The sequence below is a fragment of the Hoyosella rhizosphaerae genome, assembly GCF_014643175.1.
Taxonomy (GTDB): Bacteria; Actinomycetota; Actinomycetes; order Mycobacteriales; family Mycobacteriaceae; genus Lolliginicoccus; species Lolliginicoccus rhizosphaerae.
In genome coordinates, this window is the sequence record NZ_BMJH01000002.1 from 49657 (window position 1) to 64521 (window position 14865).

General features: G+C 58.5%; 10 protein-coding genes. 9 read left to right on the forward strand and 1 reads right to left on the reverse strand.

Translation table 11 applies throughout. The features are described from left to right. Positions 1 to 27: 27 nt before the first annotated feature. From IEW73_RS08415 to IEW73_RS08445, 7 genes are all read left to right on the forward strand, one after another. A complete protein-coding gene (locus IEW73_RS08415) occupies positions 28 to 3330 on the forward strand; it encodes an error-prone DNA polymerase (RefSeq protein ID WP_188673288.1) in 3303 nt (1100 codons plus the stop codon). Positions 3331 to 4620: 1290 nt separating this feature from the next. Then, positions 4621 to 5568: an ABC transporter ATP-binding protein gene (locus IEW73_RS08420; RefSeq protein ID WP_188673290.1), complete on the forward strand. Its 948-nt coding sequence runs from the start codon at positions 4621 to 4623 to the stop codon at positions 5566 to 5568. Next, positions 5568 to 6371, forward strand: a complete 804-nt coding sequence (locus IEW73_RS08425; RefSeq protein WP_188673292.1) for an ABC transporter permease — start codon at positions 5568 to 5570, stop codon at positions 6369 to 6371. The genes IEW73_RS08420 and IEW73_RS08425 overlap by 1 nt, the downstream gene beginning before the upstream one ends. Positions 6372 to 6403: 32 nt before the next feature. Further along, positions 6404 to 7741, forward strand: a complete 1338-nt coding sequence (locus IEW73_RS08430) for a hypothetical protein (RefSeq protein WP_188673294.1) — start codon at positions 6404 to 6406, stop codon at positions 7739 to 7741. Between the two features lie 120 nt (positions 7742 to 7861). Continuing rightward, positions 7862 to 9712, forward strand: coding sequence for a DUF7937 domain-containing protein (locus tag IEW73_RS08435; protein WP_188673296.1), 1851 nt, complete (start codon positions 7862 to 7864; stop codon positions 9710 to 9712). A gap of 105 nt (positions 9713 to 9817) precedes the next feature. Next, the gene (locus IEW73_RS08440; RefSeq protein ID WP_188673298.1) at positions 9818 to 11047 is read left to right on the forward strand and encodes a hypothetical protein; all 1230 of its coding nucleotides are present in this window, start codon (positions 9818 to 9820) and stop codon (positions 11045 to 11047) included. 74 nt (positions 11048 to 11121) lie between these two features. Further along, the gene (locus IEW73_RS08445) at positions 11122 to 12948 is read left to right on the forward strand and encodes a serine/threonine-protein kinase (protein ID WP_188673300.1); all 1827 of its coding nucleotides are present in this window, start codon (positions 11122 to 11124) and stop codon (positions 12946 to 12948) included. A 337-nt stretch (positions 12949 to 13285) separates the two neighbouring features. Here IEW73_RS08445 and IEW73_RS08450 read toward each other — a convergent pair whose 3' ends face one another. Next, positions 13286 to 13423, reverse strand: a complete 138-nt coding sequence (locus IEW73_RS08450; protein ID WP_188673302.1) for a hypothetical protein — start codon at positions 13421 to 13423, stop codon at positions 13286 to 13288. Positions 13424 to 13684: 261 nt separating this feature from the next. Between IEW73_RS08450 and IEW73_RS08455 the strand changes: the two genes are divergently transcribed. Next, a complete protein-coding gene (locus IEW73_RS08455) occupies positions 13685 to 13957 on the forward strand; it encodes a hypothetical protein (protein ID WP_188673305.1) in 273 nt (90 codons plus the stop codon). A gap of 134 nt (positions 13958 to 14091) precedes the next feature. After that, complete coding sequence (locus IEW73_RS08460; RefSeq protein WP_229675875.1) at positions 14092 to 14862, forward strand: thioesterase II family protein; 771 nt, start codon at positions 14092 to 14094, stop codon at positions 14860 to 14862. The last annotated feature ends 3 nt before the right edge of the window (positions 14863 to 14865 follow it).

The window sequence follows — 14865 nt, forward strand, 5'->3', positions numbered from 1 at the left end:
TAGCAGCAGGGATGGTGCATCACACAGATGGGATGGGCAGAGGGACCGCCGACGTGGTCGGAAATGGAACGCATCCTTTCGGGGCGCAGCGATCGACGGCGGGAAACAGCGTCAGAGTCGCCCATCGGGGACGGCAATGACAGTCCGGCCTGGTCCCGGAAACGCGGACCTTATGTGCCACCGGAGATTGTCGCCAGTCAGAACAGGGTTCCGTATGCGGAACTTCACGCGCACACCGCATTCAGCTTTCTCGATGGCGCGAGTTTGCCCGAAGAGATGGTCGAACATGCTGCCAGACTAGGGCTCAATTCGGTCGCCATCACCGACCACGATGGCCTATACGGGGTTGTGCGGTTCGCTGAGGCCGCGCAGGAACTTAATATCGGCACCATTTTTGGCGCGGAACTCGGATTGCGTGACAGCGCCCGTCCTCGTAGCGGATCTACTGACCCAGACAGCACCCACCTGCTCATTCTTGCGCGTGGTGCCGAAGGTTACCGAAGGTTGTCTCGGTGCATTTCTGCAGCCCACCTAGAAGGCGGTGTGAAAGGGGAGCCGAGATACAACATTGATGCATTGTCTGACTCGGCGGGCGACCACTGGCAAATACTTACTGGTTGCCGAAAAGGTCATGTGCGACGCGCCCTCAGTGAGGGAGGGGTTGCCGCGGCCGAGCACGCATTGCGTGACCTGCTAGATCGTTTCGGTGCTGCCAATGTGGCCGTTGAACTAACAAAAGTAGGCGTGCCCGAAGACGATGAACGCAACGATGCGTTGTGGGCTCTCGCAAATAAATATCAACTCGACGTGGTGTGCACTACGGGCGCACACTATGCCACACCGGACAGAACCCGACTCGCGCACGCAATGGCAGCAGTACGCGCACGCAGCAGTCTTGATGACATTGCCGGGTTCCTCCCGCCTGCCGCACACGGATTTCTTCGCTCGGGTGCGGAGATGGCGCAACTATTTGCCCGATACCCCACAGCTGTTCCCACTGCGGCACGCATTGGTGCTGAATGTGCCTTTGACCTACGGCTCATCGCCCCGAAACTGCCGCCATTCGACGTCCCCACGGGGCATACCGAAGACACCTGGCTGCGTGCCCTCACCGAAGAAGGCGCGAAGCGCAGGTATGGGTCACCCGCCGAAAACCCCAAGGCATACGCGCAGATTGAGCACGAACTGCGCATCATCACCCAACTTGGGTTTCCCGGCTACTTCCTCGTTGTGCATGACATTGTGCAGTTCTGCCGCAACAACAACATCCTCTGCCAAGGCCGGGGGTCTGCCGCTAACTCCGCTGTCTGCTACGCATTAGGCATCACCAATGTGGATGCCGTGGCGCACAACCTGCTGTTTGAACGGTTCCTCGCACCAGAACGCGACGGCCCACCAGACATAGACCTCGACATCGAATCAGATCTTCGCGAACAAGCCATTCAGTACGTTTACAGCAAGTACGGGCGCACCCATGCTGCTCAGGTGGCAAACGTCATCACCTACCGCGGTCGTTCTGCCATCAGAGATATGGCACGCGCACTCGGGTTCTCCCAAGGGCAACAAGACGCCTGGAGTAAACGAGTAGACCGCTGGAGTGGGGTTCGAAATGGGGACCAAGACTGGGGAATTCCCATGCCCGTTATCGAACTTGCGGCACAAATAGAGGGGTTTCCACGCCACCTAGGTATCCATTCCGGCGGCATGGTCATTTGTGACCGTCCCATCGCAGATGTCTGCCCAGTGGAGTGGGCGCGCATGGAAAACCGGAGCGTACTGCAATGGGACAAAGACGACTGTGCAGCCGTGGGGTTAGTGAAATTCGACTTACTGGGGTTGGGAATGCTCTCAGCCCTGCACTACGCAATCGACCTTGTCGCCGAACACAAAAATCTCCACGTTGATCTCGCGCGCATCGACCTCACCGAACAAGCCGTATACGACATGCTGCAAAAAGCAGACTCCGTAGGAGTTTTTCAGGTGGAGTCTCGCGCCCAGATGGCGACTTTGCCCAGGTTGAAACCTCGCAACTTTTTTGACCTCGTGGTGGAGGTTGCCCTCATCCGGCCAGGCCCCATCCAGGGTGGTTCGGTGCATCCGTATATTCGTCGCCGAAATGGTCTTGAACCTGTGGCGTATGACCACCCAGCTTTGGAAAGAGCTCTCAAAAAGACCCTTGGTGTGCCGCTTTTTCAAGAGCAGCTCATGCAGATTGCTGTGGATGTGGCTGGCTTTAGTGCATCCGAAGCTGATCAGTTGCGACGAGCGATGGGGTCGAAACGCTCACCTCAAAAGATGGAGCAACTGAAAGCGCGTTTCTACCAGGGGATGCGAGAGCTACACGGAATTGCGGGAGACACGGCGGACCGTATTTACGAAAAGCTCTATGCCTTCGCCAACTTCGGTTTCCCCGAAAGTCATTCCCAAAGCTTTGCGGCCCTGGTTTTCTACTCGTCCTGGTTTAAGCTGCACCACCCTGCTGCTTTTTGTGCAGCGCTGCTCCGAGCTCAACCGATGGGGTTCTACTCGCCACAAACTCTTGTAGCGGACGCACGACGGCATGGGGTGGTGGTGCATGGCCCCGACATCAACGCCAGCCTTGCTCACGCCACCTTAGAAAACGGTGGCATGGAGGTCCGGTTGGGGCTAGCTGCGATCCGCAACATCGGGCAGGCGCTCGCAGAAACGCTGGTTGATGAACGAACCGACAATGGCCCGTACCGCGACCTTAATGACGTCACTCGCCGGGTCGATCTCAGCAGCACTCATGTGGAAACCCTCGCCACAGCAGGAGTATTCAGCAGCTTTCGTACTACCCGGCGTGAAGCACTCTGGTCTGCGGGGGCCGCAGCGCACACCAAAGCCGGGCACCTTCCAGGCATCATCGTGTGTGCCCAGGCGCCGTCGCTACCGGGAATGAGTGCGCTCGAACTAGCAGCAGCAGATGCATGGTCAACCGGGATAACCCCAGACACGTATCCCACCGAGTTTCTGCGGGCACACCTCGACAGCCTTGGTGTTGTCCCAGCGAACCAACTGCTCGCAGTGCTGGATGGGACACGATTACTCGTCGCTGGGGCAGTCACTCACAGGCAACGGCCCGCCACAGCACGCGGTGTCACATTCCTCAACCTTGAGGACGAAACAGGCATGGTTAATGTGGTGTGCTCGCAAGGAATCTGGAAGCGCTACCGGGTGCTTGCGCACACGGCAACAGCGCTGGTCGTGCGAGGCAAGGTGCAAAATGCAGAAGGCGCTGTCACTGTGGTCGCGGATCAGTTGCAGGCGCTGGACCTGGGAATGCGTTCCCATTCCCGCAACTTTCGCTAACACCAGGAGCTATGGCACCAGGAGCTATGACATCGGTGGTGGAACAAAGGCAACTGGTCCCGAGCAGGGCTGGAACACCGCTGGACCTATCTCACACAAAAACCATGCGATGAACTGGCCCAATTGGAACGCCTGATCTGGCGTAATAGGGAAAAACACAACGACCCCCTCTAAGCAACCACAGTGAATTGCCCGATTCTAACGCCCCAATGAGTCGCCAGTTCCGTTATCTGTGAAGTTGTGGTGATTAGGTAACCTCAGATGTAGATAAGTCACCACTAATTTGCTGCTTGACTCTCGCCACTCTCGTGATTTCTTGGAAATCCGTTGTGAACTTGCGCCCTGAACGCCGCGCGTACTTAACGAAGATGTTCGCTCTGAAATGGCAGAATTGAATCTGCTCAAGCCCTATTCAATGAGAGATTCTAAGCGCCTCTCTGGTGGCTGCGTTGTGGGCATGACCTGTACCGCAAAATCAGGTGAGCATCGCTCTGCGGCCGGGGATGATTGATTGTCGGCGCCTGCTCCAGTCGCGGAAACATGTGGGCGACACCGCCAGACGTCGGCACTTTTTCACCCCGGGTTTGTCTCGGCATGATCGGTTTGCCGGGGAACTGATGTCCTCGTGCTGATCCACTGCCGCTGTTCCCCCGAGACGTAGGTGGTGGGATTTCGGGAACGCCGCTTCTTGAGGCGGGCACGTTTCGCGACCATCAGACCTCCTCGCCTGTAGGGCCTCCTGGGCTTTAGGCCCGCCTCATTGCAACATCTTCGAACCTGGGCATACAGGAGTGCGGGACTGGAGCGTCAATCAATGCTCGACGCGAAAGTGTCGAACGCATCAGCACCGAATGCAGAGGCTGGCTCGAAACCCTCAACTCCGGAGGGCGGTGATACGAAGCTTGTGATAAACCTCACGCGTACGCCTCGTCATGGTTTCGTTCGCGTACGTCTTTCATTGCTTTGAAGCTGGCTCAAGTCTCCAGGTGGCTGGAAATTCTGAGAGGTTTGAGCCTGAGGTTAGTCAGTTGTCGGAAAGCTTGCCTTCAGGGGAGGGCGCGGCGTACTGGCTGGCTGCAAAGGGTTCGGGTCATGGCTTCGTAGGTCGCGTAAGGAGTGCCGGGGACGGCTCTGGACGCCCAGGCTCCTGGTGTGAAGCGGAATACCGTGGACGCGGGGAAATGTCAAACATTGCGCGTCTCGAGCGCTCGGGTTGGCGCCCGTTGACTTGCGCTTCTCAGGGGTTTCTCAGAAACTTAACTTGCTTGATCATGAGATATGGGGGGAATCATGACCAGCACTCAGTCAGTGTTTTCAGCTGCCCTTTACACAGCGGAATTCCGCTCGGTCAGTAAGTCGGCAGCTGATCGGCCTGTTTTGCGTGACGTCAGTTTCGGCGTCGGCGCAGGCGAAGTGTGGGGGCTACTCGGGCCTAATGGCTCGGGTAAATCAACATTGCTGCGGATACTTGCCGGACTGCTCCGCCCGGACGACGGTTCGGCCTTCCTATTCGGTTGTCGCGTCAGGTCCGGCATGGCTGAGCTTGCGCGTGTTCGCTTTGCCTTCGAATCCCGTGGACTTCTACCGCATCACACCGGCCTAGCAAATCTCCACCTTGCTCTCCGTGCGCGGGGCCTAAAAGATACCAAGGAGTACGCTAACGCGATCCAACGTGCCGCTGAGCGCAGCGAACTTGGCGGCGCACTCAGCAATCGAGTGAGCACCTACAGCCTGGGAATGCGCCAACGCCTCGCACTCGCAATCGCGACACTCGGAGATCCAAATCTGATTGTGCTTGATGAGCCGACAAATGGCCTGGATCACGAGCATGTCATCGCGCTTCGCGAGCACATCAGTAAATATGCCCGAACAGGCGGCGCAGTCCTGCTCACCAGCCATTGCCTCGCCGAGGTTTCCGAGATGTGCACTCACATAGCGATGCTGCGCGATGGCGAACTCGTTATTTGTGGGCCTATTGGCACACTTACGCCACCAGATACCACTGTGACAGTGCTGACCCCCAACCCAGACTCGGTGTGGCGGGTTCTCTCGGCGCATCCAGCAGTGACACATTTGCGCGAACGGTCCGGTGGGGTCACAGCCACCGTGAAGGGCGACAGCCCGGTGCCTGTAGTGCGAGCCGCGACCGCTATGGGCGTGGAGGTTAGTCATATTTCGGTGGAGGACCGAGTCGCTGCAATCTACCGTCACGCGATGAACGAAGGTGGCCGACGGTGATGACGCTTTTGATGAGTGAGGTTCGGCGTCTGTATTGCCGCCGCGCATTCGCTGGGGTGCTGGTCGCGATGGTGGTAACGCCGATAGCGCTCGGCCTGCTCATTCGTTTGGGCACGCACTCCGGGATGCTCGAGGCACGCCAGTTTGCGGCATTCGCCGGTGCGAGCGGCTTGAATTTTACCGCCGTTGGGTTGCTAATCGGCTGCCAGCTGGTGTTTGTCGCCGTCGTTGCCTTCATATTTGGCGAATCGGTTGCACGGGAGGCCAGCTGGGGCTCGTTGGGTGCGTTACTCTGCGAACCAGTGTCCCGGCAGCGGGTGCTTTTATGTAAGACCATGGTCGCTGTTGCTGCCATGTCTATCGCAGTAGCCGTCTACGTTGCAACAAGCATCCTCGTTGGAGCTATTTTATTCGGCGGAGGACCGCTCGATATTCGCGGTGAGCTTCCCTGGCCGACAGCGCTTTTGCGGCTTTCCCTCTCGGTCGTCTACATCACGGTAACTCTCAGTTGGGTTGCTGCACTGGCTCTCATGCTTTCTGTCATCACTCATGACAATCCGCTCGCCCCAGTGGGCGGCACTGTGCTGATCGTCGCGGTCTGCCGCCTGATCATCGATTTACCCACGACGATTGCTTTCAGAGATGTCCTTCCTCTTCGGTACTACGACGCATGGATGGACCTGCTTGCACCATTCGTGAACTGGGAGCAGATGGTCTGGGGGGTGCTGCTCTCACTATTTTTCGCGAGCACGTTTGCGGCGTTCGCTGCGGTGCGATTCCAGACAAAAGACATCACCAGGTAACCCAGGAACGAAGCATGACGAAAGGAGCACACGTGGCTAACGGACATGGTCTGCAGCAGGGTGCACCGGGATCCCAGTGGGGAACCGGTGAGCCGGGGCAATGGGACCCCAACAATAGCGGGTGGTCACACCCGCCTCGGTCGGGTAGACCAAAACCTCGGTGGATAGTCGTTGCCGTTGCGGCGATTGCGATTATCGCACTCGTAGCCGCTACGTTGGTGTTTTTGTTTTTGCGTCCGGGACAGTCAGGGGCGTCAACACCGCAGCTAGCCGCCAGTTCCTTGCTATCGGCCATCAAATCAGGCGACAGTACCAAACTCTCGAATGTGCTGGCGCCGGAAGAAGTTGGCGGCTTCAGCGAGGCTCTGTCCGCCCAAGATCGAAGGGCGCGAGAGTCGGGAGTGATCGATACTTCGTTGGTCGAACGGACATTGACTGACGGTATCGATATTCAGTTCACCAACGTCGATGTTGCTGTTGAGCAAATTCGCGATGATCTCGCGAAAGTGGTCATCACAAGTGGCGATCTTACAATTTCCGTCGATAGTGACCGGTTATCGCCCGAAATCAGTGCACTGATCCCGCAATCCGACCTCGCGCAACTCGGATCGAAAACCGAAACTTACGCAGTCGAAGACGCCGATGTAGAGCCCTTCATCATGACTGTGAAGGTCGGCGGTGCCTGGTATGTAAGCCCGCTCTACACGCTGTTCGAGTATGCCACCATCGACGAAGGCAAACCGCGTGTGGACTCACCGCAGATGAACCGGCAGCAGTTCGACTCGGCTGAAGCGGCTGCCCGGGGTGCGCTAGAGGGGCTCGTCACGTCCGTTAATACCGGTAGCGTTAGGCCTCTCGCTGAGGCCTTGGGCGAGTATGACGCGAAGGCCTTGTTGACTTATGAGCCACTTCTCGCTGATCAGCACGGCGAGTCAAACAGCGAGAATCTCAGCGTTGAGCGAGCGATATTTACTTCGCAACGTTTGCGAGGTTCGACTTACGCCGTCCCTACTGACCTTTCGATTCGCTATCGAGATCGATGGAATGACAATTCGACTACGATCTCCGAGGGCTGCCTGGAGACCCGCGAATTTGGCAGGCTCGACTACCGCGTTTGTGCCGATGAACTAGGCGAGTCGGAGGACGCGATATTTCTCAGGGCTTTCCTCGAATCGGGTTTTCTCGCCCGGCCTGGCGGCGGCTGGCATGTCACAGTCCTGCCCACGATGTATGCGCTCTACCACCAGGTCATCGAAGTGGCCCCACAGGCTGATTTCGACAGGTGGTTTAAGGAGTCTATGCCCGCGCACAGCCCATCTGCAGGGCCGGCGTCAGGTGGTTTTCCTTTTGGTGAGCCAGGGAATCGCTAGAAAGCTGATCAAAAAGTGTTTTTTGGTTCAAATTGCCAATGACTTTCAACAACTGTCAGGAGCAGTCAGAGATGTATGCCCAGTCCGTTTCGTCAAAAAATAAGGTGGAGGTCCCGTCAAATGAAGCCGCATAACCAGGGTCATGTACCCAGTGCCACTTACGGTCAGCCCGGCCAGCCTGGTGGATGGTCACCATACGGCCAATCGCAAGCCGCAGCGCCACGCCCGCCACGGCCAAACCCCTTTGCCGGTATTCCGATCAGCGACTTTGTGCGCGATGGCGCGGCCTTTGCCCTACTCCTTATTGCGCTCGCACTACCGTGGGGTTTCGAGGTCTCCAAGAACAGTGCCGATTTCCGTATTGTCACAGGCGAGACTGTCAATGGTGGAGGATCGATCCTAATAATCCTCATCACATTGCTATCGCTTACTTCGCTCGCGTTGCCATATGCAGCTCGGATCGGAATGCTCGGTTCGACGGCAGGCCCCAGCCTCGTCCGCCTGGGGCGCCTGGTTCTAAACGCACCCTATGCGCTCTTGATTGTCGGCTACCTCGTCTATGACATTGTTCTCGGATTTTCCCGCCATCAGGATGGGTCGACCACTATTCTGTCGGGCGAAACGGGACCCGGGCTGGGTGCTGCAGCATGGATCGGTGTCGCTGGAGCGGTCCTAGCTGCGCAGCCCAGGGCTGCGGAACTCCGTGATCAGAGCGCGCCCTTGGTCGTAGTGCGATGGCTCGTCGCGATCAAGGTGCTCGCAGTTTCGGCCTTTGTGTTGGCTACAGTGTCGGTTCTGTCGACCATCTTTTGGGTCATCACCAATTATGGCGCAAGCGACAGCAAGCTTCCCACGCTGTCGGTGCTAGGCCTTCAAGGCGTTCTGACAGCCGCTATCGCCGGACTGATCGCTGTAGGGCTCTTCAGAGACCGCCAGGCGTGGTCCGGCACCCTTGTCGCGTTCGGCGGTGCGGTCCTATTTACTGCAGTATTTCTACCTCTGTTGTCGGTCGACCCAGATCGCTTGAGCCGTGTGAACGGCGACCGTGCGGACGCACTGAACCGTCGTATGCTGGTGTGGGGAGTCCCTGTCGAAAGCTTTTATGCCGTAGGCGCAGGATTCCTGGCACTTGTGGTGCTATCCGCTGCGGCGACCGCAGCCACCATCCCGAACGGACTACCAGCTAGTATCCAGCGGCACACGCAGGGGCGGCCCCTCGGCTATGGATGGCTTACCGCAGCCCGCAACATTTACGGGTTGATCTTCGTCTGGTCGGCCGGTGCGGCAATAGTTCCGATCCTCGTGCTTATCATGAGAAACAGCCTATACTCCGAGTTTTTCACCCGAGACTTCGCCAAGCCGGGTGAACTCATCGCGATAGCGGTTCTTTTCGGCGTGACCGCGGCACTTGCTTTCGCAGGCAGTTTCACGCTCCGATTCGGTGCCCAGCACGGCGCTGATCCACGACCGAACCGTGAAGTTGGGCTTGGTGTCAGCGCGTTGCTGACGATTTTCATGATTGTGTGGTTGATTGTGGCAACCGCTACAGCCAAGGGTGCCATGGGCTACTACATGGGAACCCAAGGGACAGCCCGCATCCAGCTGATAATGCTTGGCCTCGCAATTGCGCCCGCATTAATTCTCATCGTGCCCAAGTCGGTACGTGAATTGTATGCCGACCAAAAACTGTTCGCCAACCTCGGCGCTGGCGGTTCAGGGGCAGTCAGCGGCTGGGATACGCCCGCCAACCCCTGGGACCAGCAGGGGCAAAACAGTCAGCCCGCTCACTCTTTTACTCAGGAGATGGCGGCCGATCCAAACGCCTCGCCTCAACTGCTTGCTGACATCGCGAACAGTGCTCCCGAGTTACGGCCAGTGATCGCGCTTAACCCAGCTGCGATTCCGGAGATGATCGAGTGGCTGGGCAAGCTAGGAGACCCCGCTATCGATGACGCATTAAAACAGCGATAGAAGCAGTGACCGTCTGGGGCTGATCGGCATTCAGCCAGCCGTAAATAGCAATGTCGATCAGCTCCTGACTGAACTTTCACCTATAGAGCTGCGCAGAGGAAGCACATGCCACCGACTGACAATCCTTTTGAGAGTGCGCCTGAAAAGTCGGCGCCTGCGGGCCCCGCCCCAAGTGGTCAATGGCGCGGGCACACGCCAGCTAATCCGGCGCCTGTTGGCCCGGCGCCTGTTGGCCCGGCACCTGTTGGTCCAGCGCCTGCTGGTCCGGCGCCTGTTGGTCCCACCTCTACGTGGTCTACAAACGTCCACGTTCCGCCGTCAGGACCATCCCCGGCTCAGCCTGGCGACGAGCCACGTCCCACACGACGGTGGCCGATAGTCTTGCTGGTGCTCCTGCTTCTGGCTGGAGCTTGCAGCGCAGCCTACTGGTTCGTCGAAATCCGTGAGGAACAAGGCGGTTCCGACTCGATCGCACCGATCGCCGATTCCGGTCAGTTTGGTTCCGCTCCCAGCGCTGAAGGCTTAGTCGCGTGCGATACATCACCCCGTATGGCACCGGTGGGATACCGGGCTGGATCGGGGGTTCTCACCGTAGTTATGGACGTGACAGCAACATGCGCAACGGGCGACATCCTGACGACAAACGCCCTGCGCGTGGCGATTGAAAGTCCCACTGCTGACGTTGCCGCAGCCGAGTTCGACATGTCCAACCATCCCACCGTACTGCCAGCCGACGAGCCTGTGCGTCTTGCTTTCGAGTTCCCGTCTGACTCAGTGTTTCTGTTGCCCGGCCACACTGGCCAAGGCGACATTGTCACCGTTACCGATGAGGGAACGTCAGAAGCGCTAACGCCCGGAGCGCTTGCCGAAGTTAATGGAAACAGCAGCCCAATAAGGGCAGTGCGCGCCACCGAACCTGCATCTGGTGACCGCGAGGCTGCCGCCCGTCGTGCACTGCGAGAGCTCGCCGACGCCGACTTCGAGCGCATCCTGACAGAGATCAACGGCCAATGGGTGCCTCAGGTGTCTTCGAAGCAAGAGGGGCTGCGCGCGAAAGACCTTGATGGCACCGTCGTTGCGTGGAATGCGCAGGAAATCCTCCGCCAGCACATGGATTTCCGACTCGACAACCCCGGGGCGCGGCTCCTGTGGTCAAACGAATGGCCCGTCTTCGACCTGCAGGGTTGGTGGGTCACCGTTATCGGCCCCGGCCTGGGATCTGCTGACACGGCCAACCAGTGGTGTGACGACCAAAATATAGAGCCAGATGAGTGCTTCGCCAAGCTAATCTCCGATACACGTGGATCAGCCGGGACTACACGGCACCGCAGATAGTGCGCCGACGACGCCGCAGATGACCAGCCGGTGACGAGGGCGTCAGCAAGACTTACAAACAGGGAAGGTATTCAATGAGCCGCGAGCTTGGCAGGCAGTATGTTCTCGACGAGGTTCGGGGACGCGGTGCGACTGGCGAAGTGTGGAAAGGCCACCGCAAGAGCGACGGGCAACTATTTGCATTCAAGTTACTACAGGAAGGACTTGTGGGCGATCAGCAGATCGTGAGCAGGTTCGTCCAGGAACGAAACATCCTTACTGGCCTCGAGCATCCAAACCTGGTGGCGGTGCGTGACCTTGTTGTCGAGGGCGCCACGCTAGCGATCGTGATGGACTTCATCGAAGGCGGCGACCTTCGAATGTTCCTGAAGCAGTACGGCCCCCAACGCCCTGCCGTGGTGTGCCAGATCGGCGCAGATATAGCGAATGGTCTCGCGGCAGTTCACGAAGCGGGCATTGTGCACCGAGATATTAAGCCCGAGAATGTACTTCTTGATACCGCGACCTCACCTCCAACAGTGAAGCTCACTGATTTCGGAATCGCGAAAATAGCCCATCAAACTTCCACTGGCAGGTCAACGATGCTGGCAGGCACGATGCAGTACATCGCGCCCGAGTTGGTCGAGGGCAAGGCACCCTCACCAATCTCAGACCTTTATTCGCTGGGCGTAGTTCTCTACGAACTATCTTGCGGTGCGGAACCTTTCCGGTCCGACTCGATTGCGGGCGTCATGCGTATGCACACTGATTTTAATCCTGGCCGTCCAGCGGGGATCCCAGATTTGTTGTGGCAGCTAATCGCGCGCCTGCTTAGCAAAAATCCGAGTGAGCGCCCCGCGAATGCGGCACAAGTGGCAATGGCCCTGCAAGCACTTCAGCACGACCTCGCCGCGGCACCAGCCGCGCCGCGCATTGCCCAGCCCCCTGCTCCGGTCCCTATCCCCGCTGCTACGCGGCGGATTTCCCTGCCTGCAAATGAGACCGCCCGCGGTGACTCCACACCAACATATATTCAGGGAGCAGGAAACCCATCTCTGCCACAAAGCGGCACGTGGACACCCGGTGCTGCTCCGAACACTAAACGTCGCTCTAAGTGGATTGTCCCAGTTGCCAGCATAGTTGCGCTCATCGTGGTGATCGCAGGGATCGCCGGTGCTGCGAATCGTCTGGGTAGCAGCGACGAGACTCTCGACCAGGAGCGACCCCAATTGCATGCCGAGGGTTCCGCGTCGGCGGACGAGATCCCTGAAGATTCGGTGACCGCGGGGATTATGCCAGACCTTGAGGGGATGGCCGCGACGCGAGCTACCGCGCTTCTGCCCCAAGACGTCGAGGTGGAAATCGTGACCGCACCAGCTCCTCCCGGTCGGCCCAACGGGATCGTTCTCACGCAGGAACCCGCAGCTGGCGAAGAGATTGGCGATCAGGCCGTGCTCACGATTTCGGCAAGTGAGTTGGTGATAGACCTGGCATCTCTCGACCCAATCAACTACACGGGCTCTTTCCCCAATGTCGGCACAGCGAGAGTTTCGGGAGAGACATATCCGCGTTCGCTGTCTCAGTCACGCAGTGGCTGGTCGGGAAGCACTGACGGGTCAGCTGAGTACAACCTAGGCCGTAATTTCACGCGACTCGAAGCAACTGCGGGCCTCTCTGACGATTCCAAGAGTGCACAATCCGTGTTCGAGCTCGAAATCATCGGCGACCATCGGTCTCTCGCAAGGGTTGAACTTCGTCTAGGAGAGCCCGTGAATCTCGATGTCGATCTCACCAACGTCCTGCGCCTTCAATTGCGGTGGACCTTCCTGAACCCCGAATCGACATGGGACAGCGCCACGATTGTCCTAGGTTCGCCCACACTCACCGCTGTTCCTGGCTTTGATCCGGAGGAGGATGAATGATCCCCGGTCGCCTCCGTGTGAGGCTGCACAAACATCGTGAGCGATCCGCGGGTATCGAGTTTGGCTGACCGATAACATCGCCAGCGGTAGCGGTCTCACCGCTAGCAGCCAAGCCACGCCTAGGGCATCCACTCGGCTGGTGTTCCGGATTGCCGGCGAGACTACAATCGCACTGTCGTAAGCGGCAACGTCCTGTGCATGGTCAACATAGCTCCAGGCGCAGCCAGACTTGCCCTCGCGAACGAGTCCCTTGTCGCTGATAGTGGCGCAACCATGACCGACGACGTCCCACTCGCGCTCGAACGTCCACGGTTGGGGACCGTCCGGCGCGGGAAAGTCAACCGTACTCCGGCAGGTCAGCGGGCAAACTTGACCAACGGCGGGCAGTATCCTCCGCAACAGTATCGATATACATGCGTGCCCAGGTGAACTGGCCGGTCGTACCGGCTTGGTTCCGCAGCACACCATCGCTCACGAGACCTTGACCACGGTGGCCGCTCGGCGCTACGCCGCGAAACTGAGGCTGCTCAATCGGAGGTCGCTGCGCGGGTCGACACGGTACTGCACCAGCTTGGGATTACGGAACGGGCGGACACCCGAATCGCGAACTTGTTCGGTGGTCAGCAACGACGCCTTTCGAACGGTATGGAACTGCTTACCGAGCGTTTAGTCTGCAGATCAGGACTATCTGACGTTCCTGCCGTTGATGCCGTTGATGGTCGTCTACTCCGCGATTGTGAGCGGTCAGTCAGTGGTCCTGTTCACGGCTATGCATGCACTTCGACCAGGCCCGTCGCATTCCATATTGCTGAGTTCGGGAACCATCGAAGTAACGCTTGCCATCGTGGTGACAGTGATCGAGCAGCTCGTGTTCAGCGTCGTAATGATCAACTGGGCGCATCGTCTAGCAATAGGCTGCGCAGTCGCACCGGTCCTTGAAACCCAGAACCCGCTGGCAGGGAAAGCTGGCCGCTCCGAATCAGGACCACGGTCAAAATTCAAAAGGTGAACCAGCTCGGCCGGGCTGCTCGGTTACTGCGCTGAGCACTTGTGGTGACTTAGTAACCTCAGATGTAGTGAAGTCACCACAAGTTTTGCGGCACGGCCACGCTAGGGTGAAGCGAAGGCGAGAAAGGAATCATCGTGTCGTTTGCGCAGTCTCCGTGGTTACGGACTTTTAAGACTCCACCTGGTGCGGCGAAGATTGACCTTGTGTGCTGCCCCGCAGCGGGTGGTGCTGCGAGTTTGTACCATGCCATCGCCACTGAGCTAGCTCCCACCGTGTCTGTGGCTGCGGTGCAGTACCCAGGTCGCCAGGACAGGTTGGGCGATCCGATGATCGACAACATTGTTGGGTTGTCGGAGGAGATTGCGCGGGCAATCCTGAAGTGCCGGACCTCGCCGCCGTCCCGACGGTTGGCGCTATTTGGTCACAGCATGGGTGCCACGGTGGCGTTTGAAACGGCACGTCGATTGGCCGAGGGTAAGCAGGAGCCTGCTCATGTGATCATTTCTGGGCGTATTCCGCCGCACCGCACACTGGACACGGTGGTGCATCAGGGTAGTGATGAGACATTGATCGGTGAGCTTGAACGTCTCGCCAATGATCCTGCGTCTGTGCAGATTCTTCGTGAGGTTCCGGAGATCGCGGAGATGGTCCTGCCGTCTGTGCGCAACGACTACAAGGCGGTAGAAACGTATCGGTTCGAGGCGAAGTCTGACGGCCCGGCGCTGAGTTGTCCCATTACGGTTTTTGTCGCTGACGATGACCCGACTGTGACAATCGAGCAGGCCCGCGAGTGGGCACAGCACACCAGCGGGGAGTTGAACGTGGTGACGTTTTCGGGGAGGCACTTTTACCTTGATGAGCAGCCAGCAGCGGTGGCCAAGCACATCACTGAGGTCCTGCTCTGAGTG

Coding starts and splice junctions, on each gene's coding strand:
- IEW73_RS08435 (WP_188673296.1), top strand. CDS start 7,862: ATGAAGCCGCATAACCAGGGTCATGTACCCAGTGCCACTTACGGTCAG.
- IEW73_RS08425 (WP_188673292.1), top strand. CDS start 5,568: ATGACGCTTTTGATGAGTGAGGTTCGGCGTCTGTATTGCCGCCGCGCA.
- IEW73_RS08415 (WP_188673288.1), top strand. CDS start 28: ATGGGATGGGCAGAGGGACCGCCGACGTGGTCGGAAATGGAACGCATC.
- IEW73_RS08420 (WP_188673290.1), top strand. CDS start 4,621: ATGACCAGCACTCAGTCAGTGTTTTCAGCTGCCCTTTACACAGCGGAA.
- IEW73_RS08440 (WP_188673298.1), top strand. CDS start 9,818: ATGCCACCGACTGACAATCCTTTTGAGAGTGCGCCTGAAAAGTCGGCG.
- IEW73_RS08445 (WP_188673300.1), top strand. CDS start 11,122: ATGAGCCGCGAGCTTGGCAGGCAGTATGTTCTCGACGAGGTTCGGGGA.